Source organism: Candidatus Palauibacter sp. (assembly GCF_965216145.1).
Classification (GTDB): Bacteria; Gemmatimonadota; Gemmatimonadetes; order Palauibacterales; family Palauibacteraceae; genus Palauibacter.
Window position 1 is genome coordinate 3,326,020 of the sequence record NZ_OZ244149.1, and the last position, 13,910, is coordinate 3,339,929.

13 protein-coding genes are annotated in these 13,910 nt (G+C 69.6%); all 13 read left to right on the top strand.

Annotated elements, in window-relative coordinates:
- Window positions 1-40 precede the first annotated feature (40 nt).
- The 13 genes from ACOOHF_RS14245 (at window position 41) to coxB (ending at window position 13,910) form a co-directional block, all read left to right on the top strand.
- Entirely contained in the window at window positions 41-937 is an 897-nt protein-coding gene (locus ACOOHF_RS14245; protein ID WP_420462173.1) for a P-loop NTPase, read from the top strand.
- Entirely contained in the window at window positions 934-1,377 is a 444-nt protein-coding gene (locus ACOOHF_RS14250; RefSeq protein ID WP_419935493.1) for a PCP reductase family protein, read from the top strand. Before ACOOHF_RS14245 ends, ACOOHF_RS14250 begins: the two co-directional genes overlap by 4 nt.
- A 6-nt stretch (window positions 1,378-1,383) precedes the next feature.
- Window positions 1,384-1,656: a ferredoxin gene (locus tag ACOOHF_RS14255; RefSeq protein ID WP_420462174.1), complete on the top strand. Its 273-nt coding sequence runs from the start codon at window positions 1,384-1,386 to the stop codon at window positions 1,654-1,656.
- Window positions 1,653-2,651, top strand: a complete 999-nt coding sequence (locus ACOOHF_RS14260) for an ATP-binding cassette domain-containing protein (RefSeq protein WP_420462175.1) — start codon at window positions 1,653-1,655, stop codon at window positions 2,649-2,651. Before ACOOHF_RS14255 ends, ACOOHF_RS14260 begins: the two co-directional genes overlap by 4 nt.
- On the top strand, window positions 2,648-3,355 hold the full coding sequence (locus ACOOHF_RS14265) for an ABC transporter permease (protein ID WP_419935496.1): 708 nt from the start codon (window positions 2,648-2,650) through the stop codon (window positions 3,353-3,355). The genes ACOOHF_RS14260 and ACOOHF_RS14265 overlap by 4 nt, the downstream gene beginning before the upstream one ends.
- A gap of 225 nt (window positions 3,356-3,580) precedes the next feature.
- Window positions 3,581-5,806, top strand: coding sequence for a universal stress protein (locus ACOOHF_RS14270; protein ID WP_420462176.1), 2,226 nt, complete (start codon window positions 3,581-3,583; stop codon window positions 5,804-5,806).
- Window positions 5,803-7,215: a radical SAM protein gene (locus ACOOHF_RS14275; protein ID WP_420462177.1), complete on the top strand. Its 1,413-nt coding sequence runs from the start codon at window positions 5,803-5,805 to the stop codon at window positions 7,213-7,215. Before ACOOHF_RS14270 ends, ACOOHF_RS14275 begins: the two co-directional genes overlap by 4 nt.
- Complete coding sequence (locus ACOOHF_RS14280) at window positions 7,212-8,984, top strand: cytochrome ubiquinol oxidase subunit I (RefSeq protein WP_420462178.1); 1,773 nt, start codon at window positions 7,212-7,214, stop codon at window positions 8,982-8,984. Before ACOOHF_RS14275 ends, ACOOHF_RS14280 begins: the two co-directional genes overlap by 4 nt.
- Window positions 8,985-9,845 carry a c-type cytochrome gene (locus tag ACOOHF_RS14285; protein ID WP_420462179.1) on the top strand — a complete coding sequence of 287 codons (861 nt, stop codon included), beginning with the start codon at window positions 8,985-8,987 and terminating at the stop codon, window positions 9,843-9,845.
- The gene (locus ACOOHF_RS14290; RefSeq protein ID WP_419935501.1) at window positions 9,842-10,651 is read left to right on the top strand and encodes a c-type cytochrome; all 810 of its coding nucleotides are present in this window, start codon (window positions 9,842-9,844) and stop codon (window positions 10,649-10,651) included. Before ACOOHF_RS14285 ends, ACOOHF_RS14290 begins: the two co-directional genes overlap by 4 nt.
- Entirely contained in the window at window positions 10,648-12,207 is a 1,560-nt protein-coding gene (locus ACOOHF_RS14295) for a c-type cytochrome (RefSeq protein ID WP_419935502.1), read from the top strand. Before ACOOHF_RS14290 ends, ACOOHF_RS14295 begins: the two co-directional genes overlap by 4 nt.
- A gap of 89 nt (window positions 12,208-12,296) precedes the next feature.
- On the top strand, window positions 12,297-13,151 hold the full coding sequence (locus ACOOHF_RS14300; RefSeq protein ID WP_420462180.1) for a carboxypeptidase regulatory-like domain-containing protein: 855 nt from the start codon (window positions 12,297-12,299) through the stop codon (window positions 13,149-13,151).
- 90 nt (window positions 13,152-13,241) lie between these two features.
- Entirely contained in the window at window positions 13,242-13,910 is a 669-nt protein-coding gene (gene coxB, locus ACOOHF_RS14305; protein ID WP_419935504.1) for a cytochrome c oxidase subunit II, read from the top strand.

Consider the following 13,910-nt stretch of genomic DNA (forward strand, 5'->3'; position numbering starts at 1 on the left):
TGGTTGACCCCTTGCCGACCCCGTGGGAGCTTGCCGCCCGATGAATCCCGGAATCCGCACCTACCACGAAGTGGACGAAGTCCGCTCCGAACTGCCCGACCAGATCGCGGCGCAGGACGAGCGGTTGGCCGCCCGGCTCGCGTCCGTGTCACGGGTCGTCGCCGTGATGAGCGGCAAGGGCGGGGTGGGGAAGAGCCTCATCTCGGCTCTCCTCGCGACCGCCCTCGCCCGTCGCGGCGAGCGGGTGGGGTTGATCGACGCGGACCTGAACGGCCCCAGCGCCGCGGGCCTGCTCGGCGTCGAACCGGGGCCTCTCGTGGACGGCCCGGATGGACTCGAACCGGCCGTGTCGCCGGCGGGGATCCGCCTCATGTCGATGGCGCTCCTCCTCGAGCCGGACCGTGCGCTCGCGTGGAGGGACGCCGCCGACGCCGGCTTCGTGTGGCGGGGCGCCCAGGAGCGCGCGGCCGTGCGCGAATTCCTGTCGGATGTGGCGTGGGGGCGCCTGGACACGCTGCTCGTCGACCTGCCGCCCGGCACCCAGCGCCTCGCGGAACTGCACGGTCTCGTCCCCGGCCTCGCGGGCGCTCTCGCGGTGACGATCCCGAGCGCCGCTTCGCGCGATGCCGTGGCCCGCTCGCTGGACCTGGCGGAAACGCGCGGCATCCGGGTCGTCGGCGTGATCGAGAACATGGCCGGCGCACGCTGCGACGAATGCGGAGCCCTCGCCCACCTGCACACGGGGAGCGCCGGCGAGGATCTCGCGAAACGCTTCGACATCCCGCTCCTCGCGCGTATCCCGTTCGACCGCCGCCTGGCGGCCGCCGCGGACGAGGGGACCCTCGATGCGTGGTTTGCCGACGCGGGCCCGGAGGCGAACCTGCTCGCGGAGCTGGCCGCGAAGCTGCGCCCCGCGGGAGCCGGAGAAAGCACATGAAGTTCCTCTGCGTCGACTGCGACCGGCAGATGAGCTTCGAGGAGCGGGCCGTGCCCGGCGACGGCACGATGGCGGCCGTGTTCCGCTGTCCTGCCTGCGGCCGGAAGACCGCGATGCTGGCCAATCCGATGGAGACGCAACTCGTGAGTTCGCTCGGCGTGAAGGTCGGCGGCCGGACCGTACCCGAGGCCAACCTCGAGGGGATCCGCACCGGCGTGGCGTCGGGACGAGATGAGGCGTTCGAGGCGCCGCCCCCGACCCGACCCCCGACCGTTCGCTGGAGCGTGGACGCGGTCGAGCGCCTCGGGCACGTGCCTTCCTTCGTACGCGGCATGGTGAAGAAGATCTACACGGAATACGCCCGGGAACGGGGGATCGAGGAGATGACGCCGGCCGTCATGGATTCCGCGCGCACGGATCTCGGACTGGAGGGGATGTAGCGGCCCATGGCGATGACGGCGGAGGGCGGAGAAACGGTGACGGACCCGACGGTCGAACGCGAGGTGCACGGCCTGCGCGCCGTGATCGACCGGGACCTGTGCGTGGGGTTCGGGGACTGCATAGAGGAGGCCCCGGAGGCGTTCGATCTCGACGAGGACGGCGTGGCCGTGTTCACGACGCCCGAGCACGCGTCGAGAAAACGCTTCCTGGAAGCGTGCGCGTCCTGTCCGGTAGACGCGATCATGGTCTGGGAGGACGGAGTCGAGATCGTCCCGTGAACCGCAGCCGGCCCGCCCGCGCCGGACCCGACCCCGCTGAGGGCGCGGAAGCTCGCGGTCCGCGCGGGGGTCACCCGCTCGTCGCCGCGGAGGCCCTCGCCTACAGCTATCCGGATGGGAGCCCCGCGCTCCGGGGCCTGTCCCTCGAGGTACGCGACGGTGAACGACTCGGGCTCCTCGGGCCCAACGGGTCGGGGAAATCGACCTTCCTCCGGCTCCTGGCCGGGGACGGCACGCCCGGCCTCCGCCGCTCGCGGGAGGTCGACGGCGCCCGGGACCGCTGGTTCGTGCCGGACCAGCCGGTCTTCCGCCCCTGGCTCACCGGGCGCGAGAACGCGGCCGTCCTGCTCGAGCTGCGCGGCGCTTCGCCTGCGCAGGCCCGCGCCGAGGCCACCGCCTGGCTTGGGCGCTTCGGACTGGCGGAGGACGCGGAACGGGCGGCCGGCACCTACTCCAGCGGGATGCGGCGGCGGCTCGCCCTCGCGGTCGCCTTCGCCGCCGAAGCGCGGCTCCTGCTGCTCGACGAGCCGCTCGCCGGACTCGACCCCCCCGGCCGCGCCCTCCTCGCCGAAGCGCTCTCGGGTCACCGCGAGAAGGGCCGTACCACCGTACTCTCCGCGCACGACCCCGCCTTCGCGGCGGTGCACTGCGACCGGGTGGGGTTCATCGTCGACGGCCGGTGCCAGGCGGTGGACCCGCCGGCCCGCCTCCTCGAGCGGGTCGGCGTCCGCCCCCGGGTCGAGATCCGTTTCGCGGATTCCGCCCCCCCGGACCTCGAGACCCTCCCCCCGCCTCCGTCCGGCGTCCGCTCGGCGGCGTGGCGCGAGGGCGCCGTGATCCTCGAGGTCGAGGACCCGCGCCCCGCGCTCCCCGAGGCCCTGGCCTGGGTCCTTCGGGGGGGCGCTTCCGTGACGTCGGTCGATGTCCGCGAACCGACGCTCGCCGACGCGTTCCTGATCCTCACGGGCCGGCCGCTCGAGGCGGAGGGCGCGTGACGATCTGGCGTCTCGCGTGGCGCTCGGCCCTCCGGCGCCGCCGGCTCCTGGCGTGGAACATCGCGGTCCCGCTCCTCCTGCTCGCCCCGGTCGCCCTCAGCGAGGCCGCCGCCCCGCACCGGGTCGCCGTATTCGGCGTCTTCCTCGTGTTCTTCGGCGCGTTCGGCTCCGCGATTCCCGCCGTCCGGGACGCGCGCGACGGCTGGCTCGACGAAGTGCTGCGCGCCGGCTATCCCGCGCCCCGCTGGCTCTTGGAGCGTACGCTGGCGGGCACCGCCATCGACACGGCGCAACTCCTGCCCGTGCTCCTCGTGCTGCTCTGGTCCGCCGGGGGGCTTCGGGCCGGGCCCGTCGTTCTCGTCGCCACCCTCGTCGCGCTCTGGTTCGCGAACCTCATCGGCCCCCTCGTCGCCGCCGCCGTACGCTCGCTGGCCGAGGCGGCCCTCGCTTCCGCCGCGCTCTCCCTGCTCCTCCTCCACCTCGCGGGCTTCTTCAGAACGCCGGTCGCGGGCTGGAGCGAGATCGCGGCGGCCTGGAATCCGTACGCGCCCCTCCGGGCGGCCCTCGGCGCCGGGGTGGGGGCGGCTCCCGCCGACCCGTCGGCGTGGGCGCGGAGCCTTCTCCTCGTTCTCGTGGTCACGCTCGGCGCGGCGGCCTTCCCGACCATCTGGAGTCGTCGTCTTCGCTGGCCCCGGACTCCGTGACGGGGCCTCCCGGACCCGTGCCTCGCCGCGCCATCGCGGCGCTCGGGGCTCGTTTGACTTTCCCGGAGGGCTCGCGCAACTTCTTGGCGCAAAAGCGGAGGCTAGGGACCTCCGGGCGATCCCGAAAACCGTGGAGCCACGTCGCCGAACTCCCTGTCCGCGACCGATCTTGACGTCCCGCGCACGTCCGGATCGCACGGCCCAGCGCATCGTGGCCGGAGTATCGTGAGCCGGTCGGAGCACGCCACCCAGCGGAGCGTCATGTATCGAGAACTGTTGGTCCCGGTCGACAATTCGCGCGAGTCGGACTGGGCGGTGGAACGGGCCATCGAGATCTGCGCCCGCTCCGAAGGCCGGATCACGGGCTCACACGTCTACGCTGCGCGCCTGCACGACATCCGGTTTCGCCAGCTCGAGATCGGGCTCCCGGCCCAGTTCCAGGAACCGGCGGAGATCCGCCGGCAGCGGAAGATCCACGACAAGCTGATCGAGAAGGGGCTCCAGCTCATCTCCGACAGCTTCCTCGACCAGCTGCACCGGCGCTGCAGCGCAGCGGGGGTCACCATGACCCGGCAGCTCCTCGAAGGGATCAACTACGAGGAGATCATCAACGAGGCGAACCGGGGCGGCGGACGCCTCCCGAGCCTGATCGGGTTCGATCCCAACATCGCCCACAACTACGACGGGAGCGAGAACCAGCGCGCCGACGTCCAGCTGGGCGACAACGGCCGCCTCGTGGCGGAGGACGAGGAGCAGGAGGACAAACTCGCGGGCACCTCCGGCCGCGACTACGACCTCGTCACCATCGGCGCCCACGGCCTCGGCCGCCAGGAGCGCAGCCGGCTCGGCGGCGTCGTGGCCCGGGCGCTGCGGGGGATCCGGAAGGACGCGCTCATCGTCCGCAACGACCGGCCCCTCGAGGGCGGGAAGTGGCTCATCGGCGTGGACGGCTCGGCCTACGCCTACAAGGGGCTGCGGATCGCGCTCGAGATGGCGCGGAAATACGGGGCGAAGCTCTACATCGGGAGCGCCTTCGACGTCCAGTACCACCACGTCGTGTTCAACAACATCAAGGACGTGCTCTCCGTGCAGGCCTCGAAGGTGTTCAAGTTCGAGGAACAGGAAGAGCTGCATAACAACATCATCGACAAGGGTCTGCTCCGCCTCTGCAAGGCGAACATCAAGCGGGCCGAGGTGATGGCGAGCGAATATCCCGATGTCGAGGTCGAGACCCAGGTCCTCATCGGGAAGCCCTTCGACGTGATGCTGAAGTGGGCGGAGGAGATCGACCCGTCCCTGCTCATCATCGCCCGCCACGGGTCGCACCGGATCGAAGGCACGGACATCGGCTCGCAGGCCGACAACCTCCTTCATCTCGCGGACACGAACATGCTCCTCATCGGGACGGAGAACGTGCGGCCCGAGGAGATCCCGTGGATCGAGGAGGACGGCGAGGCCGGGCTCGAGTGGGCGCCCGAGGCCGAGGTCAGGATCCTGCGCGTGCCGCCCTTCGCGCTCGGGATCGCGCGCAAGGCCGTCGAAGAGTTCGTCCTCGAGCACTACGGGCCCGGGAGCCGCTACGCGGCCGCTTTCGTGCCGAACCCGAAGGATGAGAAGAGCTACCGCCCGCCGACGAACGGGACCGCGAAGGTGGCCCGCGAGGCTCTGGCCGGGGGCGCGGCCCCGTCGATATCGGATGTCGTGGGCGCCGCGAGCGGCGGGGGCCCGAACGGGGCGAAGCCCGAACTCTGGAACCGCGACCAACTGCCCGTCGTCACGAACGAGCGGCTGGATGAGGCGATCAGGAAGCTCCTGCCGACCCACATGCAGCTCGTGATGGGGATCGGAGACGCGGAGGAACTCGCCCTCGCGGAGGTCAAGGCCGATGAGGCGATGAAGCGGACGGTCGTCGACACGAGCGATGACGACGTCTTCAACGCGCCGCTGCCGGTGATGGCGAAGTGCCCCGTCACGGACAACCAGATCCCGCGCGACCGCACCGCGGCGGACCCGATCGTCTGGACCCGCGAGGCGTTCGAACGCCTCGGCCGCGTGCCGCTCATCGCCCGACCCCTCGCGCGCAATACCGTCGAACGGTTCGCCCGCGACCAGGAGATGTGGCGCGTCACGACGCTCGTCATGGACGAGAACAAGGACGCCATGATCGTGGCGGACGAGTTCGATCTCGACACGATGCTCGTGATGTTCAACGAGCTGAAGGCGAAGCAGGCCCGGGCCGAGGCCGCCGGCGTGGACGGGATGAGCGAGGAGATGAAGCGCTTCATCGAGGAGGCGAAGGCCTCCGGCGTCACGCGCTGTCCGATCCGCGACATCGAGCAGCAGGCGGCGGACTGTCCCGTCGACTTCAAGATGGTCTCCCCCGAGGAGGCGCAGGCCGCCGTGGAGAAGTTCGCGGCACAGGATTCGGAACCGGGGTCGCGCGAGGCGTGATCGAGGCGTCGCGGGGCGCGGAAGCTGTGGCGCAACTTCCTTCCGCTGCGCCGGGGGCCCTGTGGGCAGGGGCTCGGGCCGCCGCCTCTCCGCATGCCGGACCGGATACCGCGCTGCCGCACGTCATCGCCTGGAACCTCACGCGCCGCTGCAACCTCGCCTGCGCCCACTGCTACATCTCGGCCGGCGCCTGGCATCACGCCGAGAACGAACTCGACACGTCCGCCTGCCGCGACATCATCGATCAGATCCTGGAGGTGAACCCGTCTCCCCTCCTCATCCTCAGCGGAGGAGAGCCGCTCGTCCGCTCCGACCTCGAGGAGATCGCGGCCCATGCCTCGGAGCGCGGCGCGACCGTGACCGTGGGGACGAACGGGACCGGGCTCACCGATGAGCGCATCCGGTCCCTCATGGACGCCGGGGTGCAGGGGGTGGCGCTGAGCGTCGACTCCCTCGATCCGCGCTATCACGACCGCTTCCGGCACGGGGAAGGCGCGCTCGAGGACACGCTCGCCGCCGTCGACCGGCTGGGGGCGCACGGGCTCGATTTCCTCATCCAGTTCACGGTCACGCGCGGGAACCGCCATGAACTCGATGCCATGGCGGCGTGGGCGGACGACCGTGGCGCCGTCTGTCTCAACGTCTACTTCCTCGTCGAGACCGGCCGGGGCGAAGGGATGCGCGGGCTCGCGCCCGAGGAGAACGACGAACTCGTGGCCCGGCTCGCCGAACTCCAGCGCGAGTATCGCGGACGACTCATGATCCGCTCGAAGTGCCAGCCGCAGCTCATGCGCCATGTGTACGAGCGCGACCCGGAGTCCCCGCTGCTCAACTACCGGACGCGCTGCCCGTGCGGCGTGCAGTACTGCCGCATCACACCCGAGGGGAAGGTGACGCCCTGCCCCTACATGCCGGAGGTGGCGGGGGATCTCGCGACATCCTCCTTCGGGGAGATCTGGCGCGAGGCGACCGTGTTCCGTCTCCTGCGCGAGGGGGAACTGGGCGGCAAGTGCGGGCGCTGTGAATACCGGGCGCTGTGCGGCGGCTGCCGGGCGCGCGCCTACGCGGTGGACGGCGACTTCCTCGGCCCCGATCCGGCCTGCGCCTACGAGCCGGCCCCCGGGGTCGCCGAAGCCCTCGGGCCGGCTCGCGAGGTCACGTATGGTTCCGCCGCGGAGGTCCGCCTCCCCTGGAGTCCGGACGCCGAGGCGCGGCTGAACGCCATCCCGAGTTTCGTGCGCGGGGTCGTGGCGGAACGGGTGGAGAGGTTCGCCCGCGAGCGCGGCCACGCCGAAGTAACCCTCGATGTGATGCAGGAGGTCCGCCGCGCCATGCCGGTGGACTTCTCCAAGCGAATGCCCTTCTTCGCCCGGAGGCGGCGGGGCGTGGGGCGGGGAGAGAAGCGATGACGCTCGACCGGTCCGGAAGGCTCGCGGAAGATCGCGGGCCGCTCCGCTGGATGACCCGCGGCGCGGTGCTCGCCGTCCTCGCGCTGGTGGTGGCGATGCCGCTGCTGGCCCAGGCCGCGGGGCCCGACTACGGCGAGTTCAGCTTCCTGGGCCTCGACCGTCGAGGCGCGGTCTGGATCGCGGCCCAGCTCCACCTGCTGTTCGCGGCCTTCGTGCTCGGGGTGCCGATGTTCGCCGTCGTGATCGAGGCGATCGGGATATTCGGCGGCGACGAGAAGTACGACAAACTCGCCAAGGAATTCACCCGGCTCCTCCTCGTGGCCTACAGCGCGACGGCGATCTGGGGCGCGATCCTCGTCTTCTTCCTCTCCACCCTCTACCCGCGCTTCTGGGCCTACCTGACGGCGGTCTTCGCCCCGTCGATGTGGGTGTACGCGGGCATGTTCTTCCTCGAATCGTTCACGCTCTACCTGTACTACTACGGGTGGGACGCGTGGAAGAAGGGCGCGGCGAAGAAGGCCCACTGGTGCCTGGGGATCATGCTCAACGTGTGGGGCACGATCGTCATGTTCATCGCGAACGGGTGGCTCACCTACATGATGAGCCCTCCGGCCGACCTCACGGTGGACACGGCCCCCCAGACGGTCCAGCTGTGGAGCGCGATCAACAACGCGACCTGGATGCCGATCAACATCCACAGGCTCCTGGCGAACGTCGTCTTCGGCGGCGCGATCGTCGGCGCCTACGCGGCGTACCGCTTCCTCACGAGCCAGACCGACGAGGAGCGGGCCCACTACGACTGGATGGGCTATACCGGCAACCTGATCGCGATCGGCGCCCTCATCGTCCTCCCCTTCGCCGGATACTACCTCGGACGCGAGATCTACGAGTTCAGCCAGCAGATGGGGATCACGATGATGGGCGGGTTCATGAGCTGGCTCTGGATCATCCAGGCCTTCCTCATCGGCATCCTCTTCCTCGCCGGCAACTACTACCTGTGGGTCGGGATGGGGAGGATCCCGGGCGCGGAGCGCTTCCAGCCCTACATCAAGTGGATGCTCCTCGTGCTCGTCCTCGGCGTGATCGTGTGGGCCACGCCCAACACGATGATCGCCGACCGCGACGAGATCGCGGCCATGGGCGGGATCCGGCACCCGTTCCTGCAGGTGCTGGGCGTGATGAGCGCCAAGAACACCGCCGTGAACCTGATGATCCTGACGACGTTCCTGTCGTTCCTGCTCTACCGGCGGGCGAACAAGGATCCGGTGGTGCCATGGGTGCGCGCCGGAACCATGCTGCAGGGCGCGGCCTTCGCGCTCGCCGCGATCGTGGTCGTCTTCTACGGGGTGTACGGCTATTTCGTGACCGCGATCGTGCGCATCGGGTTCTCGGTCTACCAGGTCCTGGCGGTGCTGGCGACGATCCTGTTCGTGATCGGCCTCGACATGGCGATGCTCCGCGGCGCGAAGTCCCGGGGCGAGATCCGCTGGGGGCAGATGCCCGAGCGGTCGCAGTACGCGCTGCTCATCCTCGCCGTGACGTTCACCTGGCTCATGGGGCTCATGGGCTTCGCGCGCAGCGGGATCCGGCAGCACTGGCACGTCTACGAGGTGATCCGCGACACGAGCGAGCAGGCGTTCACGCCGGCGCTCGGCCCGGCGGCGACGATGATCAGCATCTGCGTGATCATCTTCTTCGCGCTCGTCGGGTTCATCTTCTGGCTCGGCGGTCTGGCCGAACGGTCCGTCTACCAGGACAGGCGGGGATAGATGACGAACCTGAAGATCCTGTTCACGGTCGTGGCGACGCTGGCCGTGTTCACCTTCGTGGCGAACGTGATCCCGCAGGTGCAGTCGGCGGTGCCCGAGGAGATCGTGCTCAGCGCGGACATGCCGCCCGAGGAACTGGCGGCGATCGGCGAGGACATCTACGCCGGGGTCGGCGGTTGCACGGCGTGCCACGGGCTCGGCACCCGCGCGCCGGACATCGTCGGGGTGGCGGGGACGGTGTGCGAGACGCGGGTCGCGGGGCAGAACTGCAAGGACTACCTGTGGGAGTCGCTCGTCAGCCCGCTCTCCTACATCGTGGAGGGCTTCGAGCCCATCATGCTCGACCAGAGCCGGATCCTGTCGCAGGCGGAGCTGTGGACGCTCGTCGCCTTCCTGGAGGCGCAGGGGGGCGAGATCACCGTGAACGCGGATGACTTCGCCGCCGCGCTGGCCGCCGACGACGAGGCCGCGGCGGCGCCCGCGGCACCGGTCGTGACGGACCCGAGTCAGGTGGATGTGATGGCGGTGATCACCATGACGGGTTGCCTCGCCTGCCACGCCCTGGGCGGGCAGGGCGGGATGGTCGCGCCGCCGTTGGAGGACCTGCAGGGCCGGGATCCCGCGTTCATCCGGGAGAGCATCGTCGACCCGAACGCGAGCATCAACGAGGAATACCGGGACTTTGCCGGTACCATGTCGCCGACGCTGGCTCAGATGATGGCACCCGCGGAACTCGACGCTCTGGTGAACTTCCTGGCGACGGGAGGGGCTGCCGCCCCCGCGGAGGGTACGGGTGAGAGCCCGGACGCGGCGGCGGACAGTGCGGCGGCACCGGCCGACAGCATGGGAGGGAGCCGATGAGACGATTTCTGGCTCATCCGTTCTGGCAGGGCGTGATCGTCGTGGTCGCGTCCTATATGGCGTTCGATTACGGGATCGGGTACCTGCTACCGCTGATCGGCGTGCCGAGCGCGCCGGTGCCGAGTTCGGTCATCCTCGAGTACATGCTCATCGTGCTCGTCGGCATCCTCCTCTACATGAGCGCGGACGAGGCGCGCTGGAAGAGCTTCCGCGAACCGATCCGCACCACGATGGTGGCCCGGGACCGGAAGACGCTGCGCGGAATCCTCATGGTGGCGCTCCCGGTCATGGTCGGCTGGCTCGCCTACCAGAACGTGAAGCCGAGCTACGCCGCGCCCGCCACGCTGCGCGCCATTCACCCGGCGCCGCCGAACCAGATCACCTTCCGCGGGGAGTCGATGGAGCTGACGGGCCTCGAGAACCCGCTCCGCTCCGAGGGTTCGATGGAGGAGCACCTGCAGGTCGGCAAGGCGATCTACGTCCGCAACTGCGTGCCCTGCCACGGCGACCTGCTCGATGGCCAGGGCCATTTCGCACAGGCCTTCAACCCGGTCCCCGCCGACTTCACGAGTTCGGGGGCCCTCCCGCAGCTCACGGAGAGCTTCGTGTTCTGGCGCATCGTGAAGGGCGGACCCGGTCTGCCGCGCGAGGGGACGCCGTGGGATTCGGCCATGCCGGCATGGGAGTCGATCCTCGAGAAGGACGAGATCTGGGCGGTCATCCTCTACCTCTACGAGCAGTCGGGATTCACGCCGCGGACATGGGAGGAAGAAGGGGGAGAAGAAGGGGAAGGGGGCCACGAATGAGGACGCTGCGTCTCACGGGGGTCTTCCTCCTGGCGTGCAGCGCGGGAGGCGCGGCGGCGCTGGCGGGGCAGGAAGACGCGGCCGCCGCGGGCAAGGTCGTGTACGACCGCTGGTGCGTGGAGTGCCACGGCGCGACGGGGCAGGGGGACGGCTCGGCCGCCGAGTCCATGCTGCCGCGACCCCGCGACTTCACCCAGGCCCTCTACCAGGTCCGGACGACCGGGAGCGGGCAACTCCCGACGGACGCGGACATGCGGGCCGCGATCGAGAACGGGCTCCCCGGCACGACGATGCCCGGCTGGCCGAACCTCGCCGATGGCGAAATCGACGACCTCATCGTCTACCTCAAGACCTTCTCGAGGTTCTTCGGCCAGGGACCCGCGCCCGAGCCGCTGGACTTCGGGTCGGACCCCGGCGGCGGTCCCGCGGCCCTCGAGGCGGGGACGGCGGCGTACCTCACCATGCTGTGCGAGGAATGCCACGGCCTGTCGGGACGCGGCGACGGGACCTCGGCGCCGACGCTGGAGGACTGGCGGGGTCTCCCCATTCGCGCGGCCGACCTCACCGAGGCATGGTATCTGAACGGCGGCGGCAGCGTCGAGGACATCCACACCCGGATGCTGACCGGGCTGGACGGGACACCGATGCCATCGGCGATCGACGCCATGAACTCGGGCGTCGTGTCCCCGGACGAGATCTGGCAGCTCGCGCACTACATCGCCTCGATGGGCCCGGGCGAGATGCCTCCGCTGCGTGACGTGATTCGCGTGGGGCGCGCCGAGGGAGGGCTCCCGGCCGATGGCTCCGAGGAGGCGTGGGAAGATGTCGAGGCGTTCTACTTCCCGCTCTCGGGCCAGATCATCCAGGTGCCGCGCAACTTCGCGCCGACGGTGGACGGGCTCTGGGTGCAGGGACTGCACGACGGGAACGACCTCGCCCTGCGCGTACGGTGGAACGACCCCTCGGAGAGTCCGGATCCGACCTGGGACGAGTGGCAGAACAAGATCACCGCCGCGCTGGACCTCGACGGGGCGGAGCCGATTGCGCTCGACAGCGCCGGCGCGCCGACCATGCGCCCCCCGGACGCGCTGCTGCTTCAGTTCCCGTTCGAGCCGCCCGAGGGCACGGATCGCCCGTACTTCCTGATGGGGGATACGCGGAATCCGGTCTATCTCTGGACGTGGGACTCCGAAACCGGCCTCGGCGCAGGCCGCGGCCGGGGACTCGAATCGGTGGAGCCGCTCGAGGAGGACCCGGTGAGCGGTGTCGCGACGTGGGAAGAGGGGCGCTGGACGCTCTATCTCCGGCGCCCGGTCGAAGTCGAGAGCGAGGGTCTCGACTTCGCCGAGGGGGTGCCCATGCCCATCGCATTTCAGGCCTGGGATGGGTCGAGCGCCGAGGTCGGGAAGCGCAGTTCGGTGAGCACATGGTACTACGTCCTCCTCGAACCACCGGCGTCGAGCACGGTCGTGGTCACGCCGTTGCTGGTCATGCTCTTGACGGGGGCCTTCGGTCTCGTTCTCGTGCGCCGGGCGCAGGATCGAGGGAGGAAGTGACGACGGCGCCTTCGATGGTAGTTTCGGTAGCGATTCCGGTGTCGATTCCGGTGGAATCCACGCAGCGTTTCTGGTACGGAGGTAAGTCAATGCGATCGCATTTCTGGAACCGTTCGGCGGCCTTGATGGCCATCACGGCGATGGCCGCGTGCGGCGGCGGAGGCGGCGGTTCGTCGGAGGGCGCGGCGGACGAGGCGGCGGCGGCCGCGGCAGTGGACCCGGCCACGGTCGGTACCATCTCGGGGATGGCGAACTTCGGCGGCATGGTCCCGACCATGGCGCCGATCGACATGTCGGCCGAGGAGGACTGCGCGGCGGGGTACGGCGGAGACGGGCCCATGAACCAGAACCTGCTCGTGTCCAACGGCGGCCTGGCCAACGTGTTCGTGTATCTGAGCGAGGGCGTCTCCGCGGCCCCGGAGGCCTCGGGCGCGGCGATGCTCAACCAGTCCAACTGCCGCTACGCGCCGCACGTTCTCGGCGTCCGGAGCGGGCAGGACATCGAGATCACGAACAGCGACAACCTGCTGCACAACATCAACGCCACGCCGACCGAGAACCGGGGCTTCAACATCAGCCAGCCACGGGCGGGGATCACGAGCACCCAGCGCTTCCCAATGGCCGAGGTGATGGTGCCGGTCCGCTGCGACGTGCACGGCTGGATGCAGGCGTACATCGGCGTCGTCGACCACCCCTACTTCGCGGTGACCGGCGCCGACGGGAGCTACTCGATCGCCAACGTGCCGGCCGGTGACTACACGATGACGGCGTGGCACGAGGAGATGGGCACGATGACGGCGAGCGTGACCGTCACGGCCGGCGGGATGGCCGAGGTCTCGTTCGACTACAACTCCGAGATGATGGGCGCCAACGTCCCGATGGGCGACGTGCTCGTCGTGAAGCACGGCACGAACCGCATCCGGGTCGAGCGCGCGCAGCAGTAACGCCGACGGGGCGGGATTCGACGGCCTTGGGGCCGCTGGATCCCGCTCCCGTCCCGTTCACCCGAAGGGTCACCTGGAAGGAGAGAGCTCGTGGATTGGGCGCTGCCCCCGAACTACTCGACATTCGGCGTCGTGATCGACCAGCTGTTCTGGATCATCCTCGTCATCACCGGGATCGCCTTCCTTCTCGTGGAAGGCGGCATCCTCTGGTTCTGCCTCAAGTACCGCGCGCGTGAGGGCGCCAGGGCCCACTACACCCACGGCTCGAACCGGCTCGAAGTCATATGGACGATCGTCCCGGCCATCATCATCGTCATCCTCGGCGCCTACTCCGCCGCGGTGTGGCAGGACATCAAGGGGGCGTCCAACCGGCCGGAGGACGCGCTCGAGTTCCGGGTCGTCGGCAAACAGTTCGAGTGGAACATCACCTACCCCGGGGTCGACCGGAACATCGAGACGGAAGACGACAACTTCACGGTCCGCAACCAGTTCCACTTCCCGGTGAACGAGGATATCACGATCCTGCTCGAATCCGAGGATGTGATCCATTCCTTCTTCATCCCCGAACTCCGCGTGAAGCAGGACGCGGTGCCGGGCATGACGATCCCGGTGTGGTTCGACGCGACGCAGACCGGGGACTTCGAGATCGCGTGCGCCGAGCTGTGTGGCCTGGGCCATTACTACATGCAGGCGAGCGTAACCGTGCACAGCGCGGCGGACTTCGATGCCTGGCAGGCCGGCCAGGCGACCGCCCAGTGA

Excerpts from the sequence above, each read along its gene's own strand:
- ACOOHF_RS14255 (WP_420462174.1), top strand. The coding sequence starts at position 1,384 with ATGGCGATGACGGCGGAGGGCGGAGAAACGGTGACGGACCCGACGGTC.
- ACOOHF_RS14295 (WP_419935502.1), top strand. The coding sequence starts at position 10,648 with ATGAGGACGCTGCGTCTCACGGGGGTCTTCCTCCTGGCGTGCAGCGCG.
- ACOOHF_RS14285 (WP_420462179.1), top strand. The coding sequence starts at position 8,985 with ATGACGAACCTGAAGATCCTGTTCACGGTCGTGGCGACGCTGGCCGTG.
- ACOOHF_RS14245 (WP_420462173.1), top strand. The coding sequence starts at position 41 with ATGAATCCCGGAATCCGCACCTACCACGAAGTGGACGAAGTCCGCTCC.
- ACOOHF_RS14250 (WP_419935493.1), top strand. The coding sequence starts at position 934 with ATGAAGTTCCTCTGCGTCGACTGCGACCGGCAGATGAGCTTCGAGGAG.
- ACOOHF_RS14280 (WP_420462178.1), top strand. The coding sequence starts at position 7,212 with ATGACGCTCGACCGGTCCGGAAGGCTCGCGGAAGATCGCGGGCCGCTC.
- ACOOHF_RS14290 (WP_419935501.1), top strand. The coding sequence starts at position 9,842 with ATGAGACGATTTCTGGCTCATCCGTTCTGGCAGGGCGTGATCGTCGTG.
- ACOOHF_RS14300 (WP_420462180.1), top strand. The coding sequence starts at position 12,297 with ATGCGATCGCATTTCTGGAACCGTTCGGCGGCCTTGATGGCCATCACG.